The sequence below is a fragment of the Roseovarius sp. ZX-A-9 genome, assembly GCF_028369135.1.
GTDB lineage: Bacteria > Pseudomonadota > Alphaproteobacteria > Rhodobacterales > Rhodobacteraceae > Roseovarius.
Map to the genome: position 1 here is coordinate 35,287 of NZ_JAPWHW010000009.1, position 16,158 is coordinate 51,444.

The 16,158-nt window shown below is 62.3% G+C and carries 16 protein-coding genes; 7 read left to right on the top strand and 9 right to left on the bottom strand.

Annotation, left to right across the window (positions count from 1 at the left end; all coding sequences use genetic code 11):
- Nucleotides 1–106 precede the first annotated feature (106 nt).
- Nucleotides 107–1,399: a capsule biosynthesis protein gene (locus O3306_RS10445; protein WP_272006680.1), complete on the bottom strand. Its 1,293-nt coding sequence runs from the start codon at nt 1,397–1,399 to the stop codon at nt 107–109.
- A gap of 126 nt (nt 1,400–1,525) precedes the next feature.
- Here O3306_RS10445 and O3306_RS10450 point away from each other — a divergent pair, with 126 nt between their 5' ends.
- A complete protein-coding gene (locus tag O3306_RS10450) occupies nt 1,526–2,113 on the top strand; it encodes a riboflavin synthase (protein ID WP_272006681.1) in 588 nt (195 codons plus the stop codon).
- 27 nt (nt 2,114–2,140) lie between these two features.
- Here O3306_RS10450 and O3306_RS10455 read toward each other — a convergent pair whose 3' ends face one another.
- From O3306_RS10455 to O3306_RS10475, 5 genes are all read right to left on the bottom strand, one after another.
- A complete protein-coding gene (locus O3306_RS10455; protein ID WP_272006682.1) occupies nt 2,141–2,761 on the bottom strand; it encodes a DUF3726 domain-containing protein in 621 nt (206 codons plus the stop codon).
- Nucleotides 2,758–4,455, bottom strand: coding sequence for a hypothetical protein (locus tag O3306_RS10460; RefSeq protein ID WP_272006684.1), 1,698 nt, complete (start codon nt 4,453–4,455; stop codon nt 2,758–2,760). Before O3306_RS10460 ends, O3306_RS10455 begins: the two co-directional genes overlap by 4 nt.
- 24 nt (nt 4,456–4,479) lie before the next feature.
- The gene (locus O3306_RS10465) at nt 4,480–5,466 is read right to left on the bottom strand and encodes a membrane dipeptidase (protein WP_272006685.1); all 987 of its coding nucleotides are present in this window, start codon (nt 5,464–5,466) and stop codon (nt 4,480–4,482) included.
- Nucleotides 5,463–6,914, bottom strand: a complete 1,452-nt coding sequence (locus tag O3306_RS10470) for an aldehyde dehydrogenase family protein (protein ID WP_272006687.1) — start codon at nt 6,912–6,914, stop codon at nt 5,463–5,465. Before O3306_RS10470 ends, O3306_RS10465 begins: the two co-directional genes overlap by 4 nt.
- A 90-nt stretch (nt 6,915–7,004) precedes the next feature.
- Nucleotides 7,005–7,880, bottom strand: a complete 876-nt coding sequence (locus O3306_RS10475) for a LysR family transcriptional regulator (protein ID WP_272006689.1) — start codon at nt 7,878–7,880, stop codon at nt 7,005–7,007.
- A gap of 186 nt (nt 7,881–8,066) precedes the next feature.
- On the opposite strand from O3306_RS10475, the gene O3306_RS10480 reads away from it, so the two are divergent.
- From O3306_RS10480 to O3306_RS10490, 3 genes are all read left to right on the top strand, one after another.
- The gene (locus tag O3306_RS10480; RefSeq protein WP_272006690.1) at nt 8,067–8,378 is read left to right on the top strand and encodes an ETC complex I subunit; all 312 of its coding nucleotides are present in this window, start codon (nt 8,067–8,069) and stop codon (nt 8,376–8,378) included.
- A 112-nt stretch (nt 8,379–8,490) separates the two neighbouring features.
- Nucleotides 8,491–9,459 carry a polyphosphate kinase 2 gene (gene ppk2 / locus O3306_RS10485; RefSeq protein WP_442969992.1) on the top strand — a complete coding sequence of 323 codons (969 nt, stop codon included), beginning with the start codon at nt 8,491–8,493 and terminating at the stop codon, nt 9,457–9,459.
- A 79-nt stretch (nt 9,460–9,538) separates the two neighbouring features.
- Entirely contained in the window at nt 9,539–10,912 is a 1,374-nt protein-coding gene (locus tag O3306_RS10490) for an MATE family efflux transporter (protein WP_272006692.1), read from the top strand.
- A gap of 116 nt (nt 10,913–11,028) precedes the next feature.
- Here O3306_RS10490 and O3306_RS10495 read toward each other — a convergent pair whose 3' ends face one another.
- The 3 genes from O3306_RS10495 to O3306_RS10505 form a co-directional block, all read right to left on the bottom strand.
- Nucleotides 11,029–11,451 carry a hypothetical protein gene (locus tag O3306_RS10495; RefSeq protein ID WP_272006693.1) on the bottom strand — a complete coding sequence of 141 codons (423 nt, stop codon included), beginning with the start codon at nt 11,449–11,451 and terminating at the stop codon, nt 11,029–11,031.
- A gap of 115 nt (nt 11,452–11,566) precedes the next feature.
- Nucleotides 11,567–13,309, bottom strand: a complete 1,743-nt coding sequence (locus O3306_RS10500) for an ASKHA domain-containing protein (protein WP_272006695.1) — start codon at nt 13,307–13,309, stop codon at nt 11,567–11,569.
- A gap of 302 nt (nt 13,310–13,611) precedes the next feature.
- The gene (locus O3306_RS10505) at nt 13,612–14,814 is read right to left on the bottom strand and encodes a pyridoxal phosphate-dependent aminotransferase (RefSeq protein ID WP_272006696.1); all 1,203 of its coding nucleotides are present in this window, start codon (nt 14,812–14,814) and stop codon (nt 13,612–13,614) included.
- Between the two features lie 82 nt (nt 14,815–14,896).
- Between O3306_RS10505 and O3306_RS10510 the strand changes: the two genes are divergently transcribed.
- The 3 genes from O3306_RS10510 to O3306_RS10520 all read left to right on the top strand — a co-directional run bounded on the left by O3306_RS10510 (nt 14,897) and on the right by O3306_RS10520 (nt 16,153).
- Nucleotides 14,897–15,301, top strand: coding sequence for a helix-turn-helix domain-containing protein (locus tag O3306_RS10510; protein WP_334312349.1), 405 nt, complete (start codon nt 14,897–14,899; stop codon nt 15,299–15,301).
- A 34-nt stretch (nt 15,302–15,335) separates the two neighbouring features.
- Nucleotides 15,336–15,560, top strand: coding sequence for a succinate dehydrogenase assembly factor 2 (locus O3306_RS10515; protein WP_272006698.1), 225 nt, complete (start codon nt 15,336–15,338; stop codon nt 15,558–15,560).
- 92 nt (nt 15,561–15,652) lie between these two features.
- Nucleotides 15,653–16,153, top strand: coding sequence for a MarR family winged helix-turn-helix transcriptional regulator (locus tag O3306_RS10520; protein ID WP_272006700.1), 501 nt, complete (start codon nt 15,653–15,655; stop codon nt 16,151–16,153).
- Nucleotides 16,154–16,158: the final 5 nt, after the last annotated feature.

The following is a 16,158-nucleotide window of genomic DNA, read 5'->3' on the forward strand; positions in this document are numbered from 1 at the left end:
CTCGACCTATGTTACTGCCTCAGTACTTTTTTTATTTTTGTACTTTTACTTTGCGCCGAATCTACCTGATGTGGCTGCATAAATCCAGCGCTACCAGTTGTGTCCTTCAAGTCACCAGCCGCAACTGTTGCCGTGGTGCCGCTGTCCCGCTCTTGAGTGCATCATAGGGATCGTCCGCGCTGAGCATCATGTCGACAGCCTGTCGCAGCAACTGACGGCGGCCCCGTGCCGAATAGAACCCCCCCGCGATCTGGCTGGTTTCAAGCAGATAGCGGCGGTAATCGGCATAGGCCTTGCGGTCCGGGCGCTCGGCCCCGGCAAAGAAATCGGCCAATGGTTTGGTCGAGACAAATTCCGGCTTGGCATAGACGGCCTCGCCAAAGGTCTTGAGTGGAATGCCGCGCCAGAGCACCTGTTGGCCTGCGGTCGAATTCACAGTGACCGCACTGCGTGCCTCGTCCAGCAGTTGCGCCAGCTTGCCGCCGCGCACGTAATGAACGCGGTCGGCCACGCCGTAAGCCCGCGCCAAGCGCCGCAGGTCGCGCCGTACCGGCACGCGGCCATCCTCCAACGGGTGCGCCTTGACCACCAGATGATGATGCGTCGGTGCGCCACGGGCGAAACCGTCGATGACGGTTTCCAGAAAATCGCTCATCGTGTCGAACGGCGAATGCATCTGAAAGCTGCTGTCATGTTCCAGTTGCAAAAGCGCCAGATGATAGGGAAAGCCGCCATGCCGGATGCGCCATGTCGCAACGCGCCGGTCGATGGCCTGGAACGGCATCAACAGCAGACGCTGGACATAGAGCGCGAATTCCTTGCGCACGGTGATCGAGCGATGGGGCCGGAAATTGCGGTAGGCCTGATTGGCCAGCAAGACGCAGCCATGATAGAGCGCGCCGTAGAAGATATGATGCCGCATGTCGCCCCAACTGGCGGGCGGCAGAGCGGTGTCCATGTCCGACAGTTCCAGATCGGTGCGCATCTCTTCGACCGATTTTTCCATCAGCCGTGAATTGCCGTTACTGCCGCCGCGTTCATAGGTGACCCAGTAGGGGCGCATGTAGCCTTCTTCAAAGACATGCACGGTCAGGCCCATCTCTTGCGCGATGCGTACCGCTTCGGCGTGTATCGGGCGGGTGTCGCCGTAAAGGACAAGATCGGTGATCGCCTTGGCCCTGATCGTCTCGGCCAGCATTTCGGGCCATTCATCAGGGGTGCCGCGAAAGGGAATGTAGCTGCGACGCTCGGGCCAGAAGAAACGGTCACCGGCGTTGAAGCCGACGCGCCAGACATCGGCACCGGCCCGGCGCAGCATCCGCGCCAGTCTGGAGAAATACGGTCCGTGCGGTCCCTGCAAGAACAGGAACACACGGGGAGAACCGGCTTTTTCGCTCATTGTTCTATTTCACTTGACTGCCTGATGCCTTGATTACGTGCGGAGTTTGGCAAAAATAAGACCTTTGCCTTGTTTTGCTCAAGCGTGCCCGTTACCTCGGGCGGCAGGCGAGATAGGAGACAGGCCATGTTCACAGGTATCATCACCGATCAGGGCGATGTGCGGCAACTGGATCAGCGCGGCGACCTGCGCGCGCGTATCGGCTGCGGCTATGATACGTCGCGGATCGATATCGGCGCTTCAATTGCCTGCGATGGCGTGTGCCTGACGGTGATCGAGCTGGGCAGTGACTGGTTCGACGTGGAAATTTCGGCTGAAACTGTCTCCAGAACCAACCTGTCGGACTGGCGCGTCGGGCGCCGCGTCAACCTGGAACGCGCGCTGAAGGTCGGCGACGAGTTGGGCGGTCACATCGTGTCCGGCCATGTCGATGGTGTGGCCGAGGTGGTCGGGATCGAAGCCGAAGGCGACAGCACCCGCGTGACGCTGCGCGCGCCCGAAGCACTGGCGCGGTTTATTGCTCCCAAGGGATCGGTCGCGCTGAACGGGACGTCGCTGACGGTGAACGAGGTCGATGGATGCGATTTCGGTATCAATTTCATCCCGCACACCAAGGACGTGACGACCTGGGGTCAGGTGGCGCTGGGCGATGCGGTCAACCTGGAGATCGACACGCTGGCGCGTTATGTCGCGCGGTTGCAGGACTGGGCCTAATCGCGCGCCGCGCGTTCTGCATTAGCCTCAATCGTTGTCTGACAGGCCCGCACCCGCGCCCGACAGGCGGCTAGCCTCGGTGTCCGGGGCATAGGTGCGATGGGCGTAGGCGGCCAGCAGATCGCTTGTGGCCGCGGGCATCACGTAGCGCAACTGGCACGCAAGCAGCGGCAGGTCGGGGCCGGTTCCGGCACTGACGCGGACATCCGCCGGGCCGGTCAGGGATACTGACGCCCCGCGCGCGTCGGCGGCAAAGGCGAAGGCCCCCTCTGGCCAGTCCACGCGCAGCGCCGTACCGGTCTGCGCGGCGATGGCCGCGACGAAAGGCACCAGCAACAGCGGTTCGGCCACTTGGCGGAGCGTCACCCCGTCGCCATAGGCGACAGCTTCGGCGCGGTCTGCCAGCGCCGCACCGGCGATCAGCGGGCAGAGCGGCCCGGCCTCTGCCGTCCAGACCGCGCCCTTGATCAACGGCGTGCCGCATGAGCCGCGTTCCAGACGGGTGGCCAGCGTCTCGGGGCCCGGCAGCGATACCGAGGCAAGCCAGCGGACCGCGCGCCCGGCTTCTTCGGCCAAGCCCCAGCTGAAACCCGCGCCGCGCGCGGCCTTGCGCGCCAGAGCTTCGACCTCGTTCATCGACCAGCTCAATGGCCTGCTCCCAGCGGTGGCAATGTCCAGTCATCGGCGTCGGTCTGACCCAGTTCGGCAGGGAAGGGCGCGTGTTTGTACATGTTGATGCGCACCCAACGATCCGAGCGCGGATCGAAATGGCACGCGCCGAAAAAGCTGAGCTTGGCGCGCAGCATGTCTATGGGCAGCAGCTTCGCGCTGATCGTGTTGTCGCGGATCTCGGCATAGGGCAGGGCGGCTGCAATCTGCGCCCGGCGCACAATGTGGCGGTGTTCGGGGTGGCGCAGGGTAAAGGCGGCGACGGTTGCCTCATCGAAATTGCACAGATCGGCATACATGCGCGCCGCATCGCGTCCGGGGCAGAGCGGCTGCTCATAGGGCGCAATCGGTTCGGCATGGCGTTCGCCCAGCCGTGGCTCCAGCTTGGCCTCGGAGACGTACCAGACGCGGGCATCGGCGGCGGGATTGGTCCAGTCGGTGTCGAGCGCCCAGCCATACACCTCTTGGGTGATCGCCCGCAGCCTCTGGACGCTCATGGCACCGTCGATGCGCCATTGTGCGGCCTCGTCCGCCGCCATGCCGGGGCCAAGATCGTCCACCAGATGCCCGTATGGTTCCAGCAGCAGCGAGACGAGTTGTTCCTGCCCCTCAAGGCCAAGCGTGCCTTCGGCCCAATGCCACAGGCGGTCCCAGGGGGCGTAGGTCGTCAGATCGGCGGTTTGAAGATGGGCATCCAGCGCGGCCAGATCGGCGCGCAGGGCTGTCAGCTTGGCGATCTGCGCCGGATGCGCCGATTGCCATTCCTCCGCGTTCCGGTGGGCACGGCGCACGAGGCTGCGCAGGCTGTCGGCCTCGTCGCTGCGCACGGAGGGCAGCGACCGCACCCGCGCCAGAGCGGTCTCGCGGGCGTTGATCCAGCCATGCAGCAAGGCCGGGTGATTGAGCAGGAATGGCGCCATGCCAAGCCCCGTGGAATTACCGATGCCGAACTTGCGGCGCAATGCGGGATCAATCGGCACAGCGGTTTCGGGGCCGCGCTGACGGGCCATGAATTCGACCAGGTCCATCACGAAGGCGCGGATCAGGTAGACATGCAGCATCTCGACCTGAAAGGGCGCCTTGAATTCGGGCCGGTTGCAGGTGGCCTCGCGGTCCGCCGCGCCGAACTTGCCAGAGCCGTAGACCGCCGTGGTGCGCATCAGGTAGCCCACGTCGCGGATTTTTTCCGCATCGGGCTGTTGCCCCGTGGCAAGGCGGCTCACCACATGGTCCCACAGGCGCACCGACCGATTGGCGCGGGCCAGTGACAGCTCGCGCTCGGACACGCGGCCGGCCTCCTGCAGGGGGACATTCTGCGCCAGCCGGTCCAGATCGGCGGCGTCAGGTATCCCGTCAAACAGCGTGAATGTCGCGTCCCAGGCGGTCGCGATCACCCGGTCCGAGCGCATCTCGGGGGGCAGGTCATGCGCGAAGGCGACGAGGGAATAGCTGTTTTGCGGCCCATGAGCGGTATAGACCGCGCGGCCTACACCGTTTGCGTCGATCTCGAAGAGCCGCACCTCGAAGCGCCAGTTTTCGGATTTGAAGCGGCGCAGAAGCTGGCGCATGAACGAAAGGCGGCACTGGTGGAAGGAGCCCATGCGCGCCAGCTGCATCACGGTGGCGGGATCGCGCGGCGCGATGCCGGGTGATTGCGTTGCCTCGTGCTGCATGTCAGCTCCTCCTTGGCTTGGGCGTCATCCTGCGTCGGACGGCGTGAAATTTTCCTCGAAAAAGCGCAGCCAGTTGCCGCCCATCAGCCCGGCGACTTCTGCGTCATCAAAGCCGATCTTGCGCAGGCCGCTTTCGATATTGCCGAAATCGCGGTTATCGGTGAACCAGCCCGGTTGCGGCGGGAAGCCGGGGGCGGCAGCAGAGCCTTCGCCGTAGTCCACGCTCTTGGTCCAGCGCCCGGTGCGCATCCATTCCACCACACTGTCGGGCTGATCCTGACACAGGTCGCTGCCGATGCCGAAATGCTCTGCCCCGTAGCGTTCGGCAGCGCTGGCGATCATGGTGCAGAAGCTCTCCAGCGTGCAGTCGGATTTGTCCTTGAGGTGGTGAGGATAGAGCGAGAAGCCCATCATGCCACCGCGTTCGGTGACCGCGCGCACTACATCATCGCGTTTGTTGCGCAGGGCTGGCTGCCAATCGTGCAGGTTGGCGTGGGTGATGGTGATAGGCCGCGCCGACAGCTCTGCGGCCTCAATGGTCGAGCGATCTGCCGAATGGCTCATGTCGATGACCAGCCCGACGCGGTTCATCTCCTTGATGACCTCGCGGCCCATGCGGGTGATGCCCGGATCTTCGGCCTCGTAACAGCCCGTGGCCAGAAGCGACTGGTTGTTATAGCTCAGCTGCATGAACCGCGCACCAAGATCGTGCAGCACCTCGACCAGACCGATATCGTCCTCGATCGGGCTGGGGTTCTGAAAGCCGAAGAAGATGGCGGTTCGGCCGGTCTCGTGCGCGGTGCGCACATCGCCTGCCCACCGCCCCTTCATGATCAGGTCGGGATATTGTTCGAACCAGCGGTTCCATTTCTCGATGTTCAGCACGGTTTCGCGGAAATTCTCGTGATAGCTGATCGTCACGTGTACCGCGTCCAGGCCGCCCTGCCGCATCTGGCGAAATATCTTTTCCGACCAGTTGGCATATTGCAGGCAGTCGATGCGGTAGGTCATGCCGGATCGCCCGCCGCGATATAGGCAGTCTTGACCACGGTGTAGAATTCGCGCGCGGTCTGGCCCTGTTCGCGCGGCCCGTAAGAGCTGTCGCCTCGCCCGCCGAAGGGGACGTGATAGTCGGTGCCGGCGGTCGGCAGGTTGACCGTGACGACGCCGGTGCGCGCGTTGCGGCGGAAATGCGTGGCGCGTGCGAGGCTGCGGGTGACGATGCCCGAGGTCAGGCCGAAATTGGTGTCGTTGACGGTGTGCAGGGCTTCGTCATAGCTGCCCACTTTGATCACGGCGGCCAGTGGCGCGAACATTTCCTCGCGGTTGATGCGCATGGCGTTGGTGGTGTTCAGGAAGACGCCGGGCGTCATGTAATAGCCTTCTGTCTCGCGCTCGACCCGGACGCCGCCGCAGGCCAGTTCGGCGCCTTCGGATTTTCCCAGTTCAACATATTTCAGGTTCTCTGAAAGTTGGGCCTCGCTGACCACTGGGCCGATCTGTGTGCCTTCTGCCAGCGCGTGGCCGACCTTCATCGCCTGCGCGCCCTTGACCAGTTTTTCGACGAAGGCGTCATGCACGGCCTCGTGCACGATCAGGCGCGAGGAGGCGGTGCATTTCTGACCCGATCCACCGAAGGCGCCGCCAAGTGCGAGGGTCACCGCCAGATCGAGATCGGCGTCATCCATCACGGCGAGCGCGTTCTTGCTGCCCATTTCCATCTGTACGCGGGTGAAATTCTGGATCGCGGCAGAGGCGATGCCGCGGCCCACGGGCACGGAGCCGGTGAAGGAGATGGCATCGACCTGCGGGCTTTCGACCAGACGCTGGCCCACGTCGCGACCTGCCCCCATCACCAGATTGAACAGCCCTTTGGGGATGTCCTGACGGCTAATGATTTCCGTGAGCGCCACTGCAGAGGCGGGTGTGACGTTCGCCGGCTTCCACAGCACCGCGTTGCCATATGCCAGGGCGGGTGCGATTTTCCAGCTGGCGGTGGCGGTGGGGAAGTTCCACGGGCTGATAACGGCGACCACACCCACCGGTTCGCGGCGCACGTCGATCTCGACGCCGGGGCGCACGCTGTCGGCATTCTCGCCCAACTGGCGCAGGCATTCGGCGGCGTAGTAGGTGAAAAACTGTCCGGCGCGGTAAACCTCGCCCTTGCCCTCGGCCAGCGGCTTGCCCTCTTCGCGGCTCAGCAGGGTGCCCAGCTCTTCGGCGCGCGCCATCAACTCGGTGCCGATCGCCATCAGTACGGCCTGCTTGCGTTCCATCCCGTAGCCGGCCCATTCGGTCTGCGCGCGGCGGGCGGCGGCCAGGGCCTGATCCAGCTGGTCTGCGCTGGCTTGCGCATAGATGCCGACGAGGTCGCTCAGGTCAGACGGGTTGCGGTTCTCGATCTCGGACGCGCCAGCGCACCAGTCACCAGCGATGTAGTTCTTCTGAAGATCGGCCATGAGTCGTTTCCTTTCGCGCGCATTGAGGGGGCAGGGTGCATCTAGCCAGAGGGCGCAACTTGAGGCAAACGAAAACTTGTTGAAAATAATTCAGTTTCCCTGAAGTTTCGAGGGCGGCAGGATTTCCGCATTCCGGACCGCCTGGGCCAATGCAGCGGCGGCGGGAGTCATGGCGCTGTGCGCGGGGGTGAGCATCCAGACATCGCGTCGGGTGGTGGTGTCGGCAAGTGGCAGGAACTCAAGGTCCATGAATTCGGGCAGCACTGCCAGTTCGGGCAGGATGGTGATGCCAGCACCGGCGCGCACGAGGCTGAGGATGGATGCGGTGTTATGCACCATCAGGCGAGAGGAGCGCAGAATGGGCTGGAATGCCGGATCGCTGATCTGCTGACAGAGGCCGTTGGCAATGAAGTCGAGCGCCTCCAGATCGCTCCATCCCATGTGGGTCCAGTGCTGTGCCAGTGGGTGCCCGACCGGGCACACGACGCCGAAAGCGTCGGAAAAGATCAACTCGCGATCAAAACCGGGGAAGGGCGCGAGGGTCGCCATGCCGATGTCGGCGTTGCCTTGCTCCAGATCGCGCTGCACTGATGCGCTGTCGGTGTCTCGCATCTCGATGCGGACACCGGGGCGGTCCTGCATATAGCGTTCCAGGATTGGCGGCATGATGGTTTGTGCGACCGAGGGTGTGACCGACAGGCGCACATGGCCCTCCTCGGCGCGGGCCAGCGCCTCGATCGCGGCCACTGTCCGGTCGAAATGGCCCAGTTCCTGCGCGGCCTTTTCGGCGATCTGGGCGCCCAGCGGCGTCAGGCGTGATTTGCGGGCGCTTTCGAACAGGGGGGCGTCGACATGATCTTCAAACTGGCGCAGCATCATCGAAACGGCCGACGGGGTGCGACCCAGGGCTGCTGCCGCATCGGCCAGGCTGCCGGCATCCGCGACGGCCCGAAAATACCGGAGCATTTCGATCTTGATGGTCAAGATTCAACCTCACTTGAATTGCATGGGAGTTACTTCACCCATCCTGACATTCTACGCGACGCGCAGGCAAGGGGGCATGCGGCGGCATGACCTGCCAGCGCGCTGCGATGACACCTTGCCCAAGTGCCGTGAATTTGGGATAAACGCCTGAGCTAAAAGGAGACGCGCATGCCTGCCCGTATTTACAAACCCGCCCGTAGCGCAATGTCTTCGGGCACGGCAAAAACCCGTAAATGGGTTCTGGAATTCGTCAACGATACGGCGCGCGAGGTCGATCCGCTGATGGGCTGGACGTCGTCCTCGGACACACAGGCGCAGGTGCGGCTGACCTTTCCGACCAAGGAGGCCGCGCTCGAATACGCGCGCGAGCATGGCATCGACGCTGTTGTGCAGGATCCCAAACCCCGCAAGACCAATGTCCGCCCCGGTGGCTATGGCGACAATTTTGCCACCAACCGCCGGGCCGTCTGGACGCATTGACGCCGCGCCCGGTGAGGCGTTTCGGGCGCTTTCCATTCCCTTGACCCTGATCAAGACATGCAGCGTGAGATAGCGCTAGCATGGTCGTGTATCAGCAGGGAGGACACGCGGGATGGTAAACAGGAGCGAAACTGCCCCCACGGGCAAACCAATGAAGGCCGGGCAGGTCACGACAGAGGCGGATGGTGCTGCGGAGCTGGCGCTGTCAGCGTCGAAAACCTCCCCCGACACTGCGGATGAGCTGCGCCATTCATTCGAGAATGGTGAATATCCTTACAAGGACAAGCTGGGCCGCGCGCCCTACGAGGCGCAAAAGGCCCTTCTTCAGACCGAGTTGCTGAAGGTGCAGCACTGGGTCAAGGACACCGATCAGAAGATCGTCTTGCTGTTCGAGGGGCGCGATGCCGCGGGCAAGGGCGGCACGATCAAGCGATTTACCGAGCATCTGAACCCGCGCGAGGCCCGTGTCGTGGCGCTGACCAAGCCGACCGACAAGGAACGCGGGCAGTGGTTCTTTCAGCGCTATATCGAGCATCTGCCAACGACCGGAGAAATGGTGTTCTATGACCGGTCCTGGTACAACCGTGCCGGGGTCGAGCGGGTCATGGGCTTTTGCGAGCCGAACGAATACCTCGAATTCATGCGCCAGACACCAGAACTGGAGCGAATGCTGGTGCGTTCGGGGATACGGCTGTTCAAATACTGGTTCTCGGTCACGCAAGAGATGCAGAAGCGCCGTTTTGCCAGCCGCGCGACCGATCCGCTGAAGCAATGGAAGCTGAGCCCGATCGACAAGCAGAGCCTCGACAAATGGCAGGATTACACCGAGGCCAAGGAGGCAATGTTTTTCTATACCGACACGGCGGATGCGCCATGGACGGTGATCAAGTCGGATGACAAGAAACGCGCACGGTTGAACTGCATGCTGCATTTCCTCAGCATGCTCGATTATCCGGACAAGGACCCCGAGATCGCGGTCGCGCCTGACCCGCTGATCGTGTGCAACGCGCAGCACGTCATTCACAATGCGTCGCACATATTTGGCAAATCGCTGCATCCCGAAGGGCGCGCGCCGCGCTGAGGGCGACGCGCTCTCTCAATCGACATATTCGCCCAAAGGACAGCTTGCCGTGCGGACGCGCGCGACATAGGGGTAGGGCATGAGACAACATGGACAAAATCGCCACCACGCCAAGCGCCTGCTAACGTTGGGACTTCCGTTGGTCGGCAGCCATCTGGCGCAGTTCGCCATCACGCTCACGGATGCGCTGATGCTGGGGTGGTACAACGTCGATGCGCTGGCTGCCGAAGTGCTGGGTGGGACGCTGTTTTTCGTGATCTTTATCATGGGATCGGGCTTTGCCTTTGCGGTGATGCCGATGGTTGCCTCCGCGCAGGCCTCGGGGCAGGAAACGCAGGTGCGCCGTGTCACGCGCATGGGGTGCTGGGCATCCATTGCATTCGGCGTGGTGATTTTGCCACTGACGTATTTTTCAGAATCGCTTTTCCTGGCGCTGGGCCAGGACGTCGGGATTTCGGCCATGGCCGGACAATACCTCAGCATCGTCGGTTTCGTGATAATCCCGGCCTTGTTGGTGATGGTGTTCAAATCCTGTCTTGCGGCGCTGGAGCGCACCCATGTCGTTCTGTGGGTCACGCTGGGGGCGGTGGCGCTGAACGTGGTGGTGAATTACCTGCTGATTTTCGGCAATATGGGTTTTCCCGAGCTGGGTATCGTAGGCGCTGCCATCGCGTCGGCAACGGTGACGACCGCATCCCTGCTGGGGCTGGCGATCTATGTCGCTTTCGCCTTGCCCGAACATGCAATGTTCACCCGCGTCTGGCGCCCCGACTGGGAAGCGTTGCGCGATGTGTTTCGCCTTGGCTGGCCGATCGGCATGACCAATCTGGCCGAAGTAGGCCTCTTTGCCGCGTCTTCGATCATGATGGGCTGGCTGGGCACGGTGCAACTGGCGGCGCATGGGATTGCGCTTCAGATCGCGTCCATCACGTTCATGATCCATCTGGGCCTGTCGAACGCCGCGACCGTGCGGGCGGGGCAGGCTTACGGTACCGGCGACACGCGCAGCCTGAAAGACGGCGCCAAGGTTGCGGTGGCCATGTCTCTCGGGGTTGCGGCGCTGACGATGATCGTGTTTTTCACGGTGCCCGAATTCCTGATCGGCACCTTCATGAGCCCAACCGAGCCGCAGCGCGGCGCGGTGATCGCGATCGGTGTCTGGCTGTTGGCGGCGGCGGCGCTGTTTCAACTGGTGGATGCCGGGCAGGTCATGGCGCTGGGCCTGTTGCGCGGGGTGCAGGACACCCGCGTGCCGATGATTATCGCCGCCTTCAGCTATTGGGGTATCGGCATTCCGGTCAGCTATGTCTTTGGCTTCACGCTGGGCTATGGGGGCGTGGGCATATGGCTGGGCCTTGCGCTGGGGCTGGCCTTTGCGGCGGTGTTCATGCTGGCGCGGTTCTGGCTCTGGCTGCAGCGGCATGCAAAGGGTGGGCCGGCAACCGGGGTCTGAAGGCCCAAAATTGGTTGCTGATCGGGCGCCGGCCACGGCGTCCATGGCGCGCAGCGGGTCTGGCCGCGTTGCCGGATTGCGGAATATGCCGACCCGTGTGATCGGGTGCGCGCGCCCTAATCGTCATCCGCGTCGTCGTCGCCTTTCAGCAGCATGTCGGCCTTCTTGCGGACCAGCACCGTGCGCAGATCGTGCATCGCCAGCAGCAATGCATCTGTCACCGCCTCAAGCTGCTCATCGGTGGCGCGCGATTGCGCCCAGTGGGTGGTGGTGTTCAGGTAATCGACGGCCCTGTGGATGTCGTCGATATCGCGGTATTCCTGCAATTCCCGACGTTCCGCCATCCATTCCTGAATGACTTCGGTATCGCGCTCTGACAGTTCCCGGTCGCCATGCGGCTTGATCTGGCCGTTGCGGATGTTGACCACCGCAATTTGGTCCATGTCGATCCGGCGCTGCCGGTTCTCGGTATCGACGCGGAACACGAAGGCACCGTTTTCGCGTACCCTGAAATAATATTCCGGTAGCTCTCCGGCCATATGCGCCCCTACGAAACATTGATATGGGTTTACGGTTTTATCCGGACATAACAGGCGGGTGGCTTTTAGGAAAGTGTGCAGAGCATCCGGGGGGTAATCTCTGCGTTTCAGGCGATCAGGAGGCCTGATGCCGGGTGCGCTGGCGGCTGGAGCGTTTGCGAAAATCGAGATCAGGCAATGCCAGATGGGTCGCAAGGCAGGGAAAGGGATCAGCCGCATTCGGAATGTCGGAGGCGTTCAGGAAATATTTCTGGAAGCTCGGATGTGTCGCCGTCTCGATATTTCGGATGGTCCGCACCGCGCCCTCGATCCGGTGGCGTGCGCTCACATCAAGAAGCGCCATGCATGCGCCGCTGCCTGCGGCATTGCCAACGGCGGTCACCTTGTCGAAGGCGCAATCGGGGATCAGCCCCAGCACGATTGCGTGTTTCGGCGAGATGTGGCTGCCGAATGCACCGGCAAGAACGATCCTGTCGACCGTCTGCACGGCGGATTCGTCCATCAGCAGGCGAATGCTGGCATAGAGCGCGGCCTTTGCCATCTGCACCTCGCGAACATCGTTATTGGTAAAGCAGATGTTGGCGGCGTCGTACAAGGACACCGAATATGTCCGACCATCCAGAAAGCACTGCGCGCATCCGGTTTCCTCGGGGCTTCCGATGCGCCCTGTCTGGTCGATGAGACCTGCCATGCGCATTTCCGCGACAAGCTCGATCACACCCGAACCGCAGATGCCCGTAACGCCGATGTCGCTGATGGAAGCCGCGAAGGCCGGATCGTCTGACCAGACTTCGGATCCGATGACCCTGAAGCGGATCCGCTTGCTGACAGGATCAATGCGGACGGTCTCGATCGCGCCGGGGGCCGCGCGCTGCCCGTGGGTTATCTCGGCCCCTTCGAGGGCCGGACCGGTCGGAGACGAGGAGGCAACAATGCCAGAGGCGTTGCCCAGGAAAATCTCTGCATTGGTGCCGATATCGACAATCAGGCTGAGGGCCTTGCTGGCCTCGGGGGTCTCACTCAGCAATACCGCAGCGGCATCTGCGCCGACATGGTTGCCAACAGCCGGCAGCAGATAGACCTGCGCGCGCGCATGGATGGGTAGCCCCACGTCGCGGGCGGCAACACGAAGGGCATTCGAGGTGGCAAAGGTAAACGGCGCCTGGCCCAGTTCCACCGGATCGAACCCCAGATATAGGTGATGCATGATCGGGTTGCACACGACTGTGGCATCCAGCACGTGATCCGCAGGGACACCACAATTTGCGGTCAAATGCCCGACCAGTTGGCGCACCCCGTCCCGAACCGCAGCGGTCATGTCCAGATGCGTGCCGGGATGCATCATCGAATGGCTGACCCGTGTCATGACATCCGCACCATAAGTGACCTGCGGATTGACGATTTCGGCGGCGGCAAGAACATCGCCGGTTGCGAGGTCACACAGATAGGCCATGATCGTGGTCGATCCAATGTCGACGGCAATCCCGCAGGCGACGGGTGCCGTCGTGCCCGGCCAAATGTCGATAAGTTCGGGATTGCGGCGCTGGTCGCCCAGCCGGATCACGCAGGTCACGCGCCAGCCATTGGCGCGCAGCTTTGCTTGCAGGGATGCCAGAACTTCAATCCCGACATCCGGCTCAAGACCGGAGCTTTGAGCGAGTGCCGCTGTCAGGCGTTCAAGGTCGCCGAGCGTGTGCGTATTATCAGGGGGTGGGACCACCACTTCGATCAGCCTGATCGACGGGTTGACGGGAAATTGCTTCCTTTCAACCTGTTTGCAGACAACGCCCTGTGTCGCCGGGACAAGTCTGGGCTGCTTTTTCAGTGGCAACCGGGCCATTTCCGAGGCGTCTTCCATCTCCGTCTTCCCTGTTTTGCAGCGGGTCAGGAAGCGACCCCTCTGGCCGGTCCCCCGTGGGAGCCGAAAATTCGGGCCTGACGCGCCGTGGTTGGCGGCGCGCGCATTGATACTGTCATAGATGATTAATAGGTATTGTAAATGCCAATTATGGCGCGCTGCGTCTAACAGGGGGCGCGTATGCCCGTTGCCGTGAGTAAGCGTTTGCAGGATCTGGTGTCATCCCTGCTGGCCTTCTGGCCCGAGGGGCAGGGATACCGGAGCGTTGAAAGCGCTCCGGTTGGATGTAGGTGGCTCGCGCCCTATCGTAGTGCTGCGCAGAACGCCTGAATGCGCGTGCAGGCGTCTTCCAGCGCCGCATCGGAGGTCGCATAGCTGACACGGAAGTTCGGAGAGAGCCCGAATGCCGCGCCGAAGACAACCGCGACGCCGGTTTCCTCCAGTAGCGCGGTGGCAAATGCTTCGTCATCGCTGATCACGGTGCCGCCCTTGCTGGTCTTGCCGATCAGCCCTGCGATTGAGGGATAGACATAGAATGCGCCATCCGGCGTCGGACACTGGATACCCTCTGCCTCGTTGAGCATCCTGACCACCAGATCGCGGCGGCGTTTGAACACGGCGTTGTTTTTGGGGATGAAATCCTGGGTGCCGTTCAGCGCCTCGACCGCGGCCCACTGGCTGATGGTGCAGGGGTTGGATGTGCTCTGGCTCTGGATCTTGCGCATCGCACCGATCAGCCACTCGGGCCCGGCCGCATAGCCGATACGCCAGCCGGTCATCGCATAGGCCTTGGACACGCCGTTGCAGGTCAATGTACGGTCATAAAGCTGTGGCTCGACCTGCGCCGGGGTGCAGAACTCGAAATCGCCATAGGCGAGGTGCTCGTACATGTCGTCGGTCATCACCATGACATGCGGATGCCGCAGCAACACGTCGGTCAGCGCCTTCAGTTCTTCCCAGCTATAGCCCGCGCCGGTGGGGTTCGATGGCGAGTTGAAGATGAACCATTTGGTTTTGGGGGTGATCGCCGCCTCAAGCTGATCGGCGGTCAGCTTGTAGCCGGTCTGCATGGATGCCTCGGCAATGACCGGCTCGCCGCCTGCCAGCAGCACCATGTCGGGGTAGCTGACCCAGTAGGGGGCGGGGATCACGACCTCGTCGCCCGGATTGAGCGTGGCCATCAGCGCGTTGTAAAGGATCTGTTTGCCACCGGTGCCGATGCTGACCTGTGCGGGCGTATACTCCAGCGCGTTGTCGCGTTTCAGCTTGGCGCAGACGGCCTGTTTCAGTTCGATGATGCCGTCGGGGGCAGTATAGCGCGTCTTGCCTTCCTGGATCGCACGGATACCGGCGGCCGCGATGTTCTCGGGCGTGTCGAAATCGGGCTCACCGGCACCGAGGCCGATGACGTCGCGACCGGCCTCTTTCAGCTCTCTCGCCTTGGTGCTGACGGCGATGGTTGGCGATGGCTTGACGCGCGATAGTGTCGCGGAAAGGGCATTCATGACGGGCTCCGGTTTGAATCATGGCTCGCAATGTCTTAGGTTGCGCTGGAAGGTGGATCAAGGATGATCGCCAGAAAGGACGATGATGACTGCAATAGCACTCGATGGTTGGTATCACCCGGATGCAACCACATTCGGCGACCGCTTGGCGGGCGCCCGTGAACAGGCCGGAATGACCCAAGGGGAACTGGCAAAGCGTCTGGGCGTCAAGAAGAAGACGATGGAAGATTGGGAGAATGATCATTCCGAGCCGCGGGCCAACCGTTTGTCGATGATGGCCGGTTTGTTGAACGTATCGATCAGTTGGCTGCTGACCGGGCAGGGCGACGGCCCCAGCGAACCCGAGGGGGCGGTATTGTCGCGCACCGCGTCGGGACTTTTGAGCGAAGTGCGCGAGATCAGCGTGCAGATGCGTCTGGCCTCCGAGCGGCTTGTTCGGGTCGAGAAAGAGCTGCAAGCTCTCATGCGAGAGCCCGAGATTGCCTGAGGAAACCCGCGCGATCAGGTTGCGGCGACTGGGCATGCGTTCGATCCGTCGCGGGACCAAGGAAATGGATATCGTGCTGTCGCGTTACGCGGCGGCACGGCTGGAGTCGTTGAGCTCCGAGATGCTGGATCTCTACGAGGCATTTCTGGAGGAAAACGATCAGGATCTCTATCAATGGGTTTCGGGGCAGGTTGCCCCACCCGAGCGGTTCCGGGAGTTGAACGACGACATCATCCGGTACGGCGCGGCGGCAAAATAGGTCGCATTTTAGGTTCTGACGTCAGGGTTTAACCGATTGTTGGGCATTTTCGATCAGGGTCACTCTCCAAGCGGTTTCGCACGGAGATGACAATGAGCTTGCACGACACCCTGACGCCCCCCGGCAACGAACATGTGTTCATGACCGGCTATCTGGATGCCCTTGCACTGGTTGAACGGCTGCACCGGTTGTTGCTCGACGTGATCAAGGATGAATTCGAGCGCGTCGGCATTCTGGACATCAATGCGGTTCAGGCGCTGCTGATGTTCAACATCGGTGATAACGAAGTGACCGCTGGCGAGCTTAAATCGCGCGGCTACTATCAGGGCAGCAACGTCAGCTACAATCTCAAGAAACTGGTCGAGATGGGCTATATGCACCATCAGCGCTGCGAGATTGATCGTCGCTCGGTTCGGGTCCGCCTGACCCAGAAGGGGCGCGAGATACGCGATATCATTGCCGGCCTGTTCGAGCGGCACGCCGAGGGGTTGCAGGGCAAGGGGGTGCTGGGCACTGACGGCATAGACCAGATCGCCACCGCCCTGCGCCGGGTCGAGCGGTACTGGAGCGATCAGATCCGCTACATTTACTGATGTCC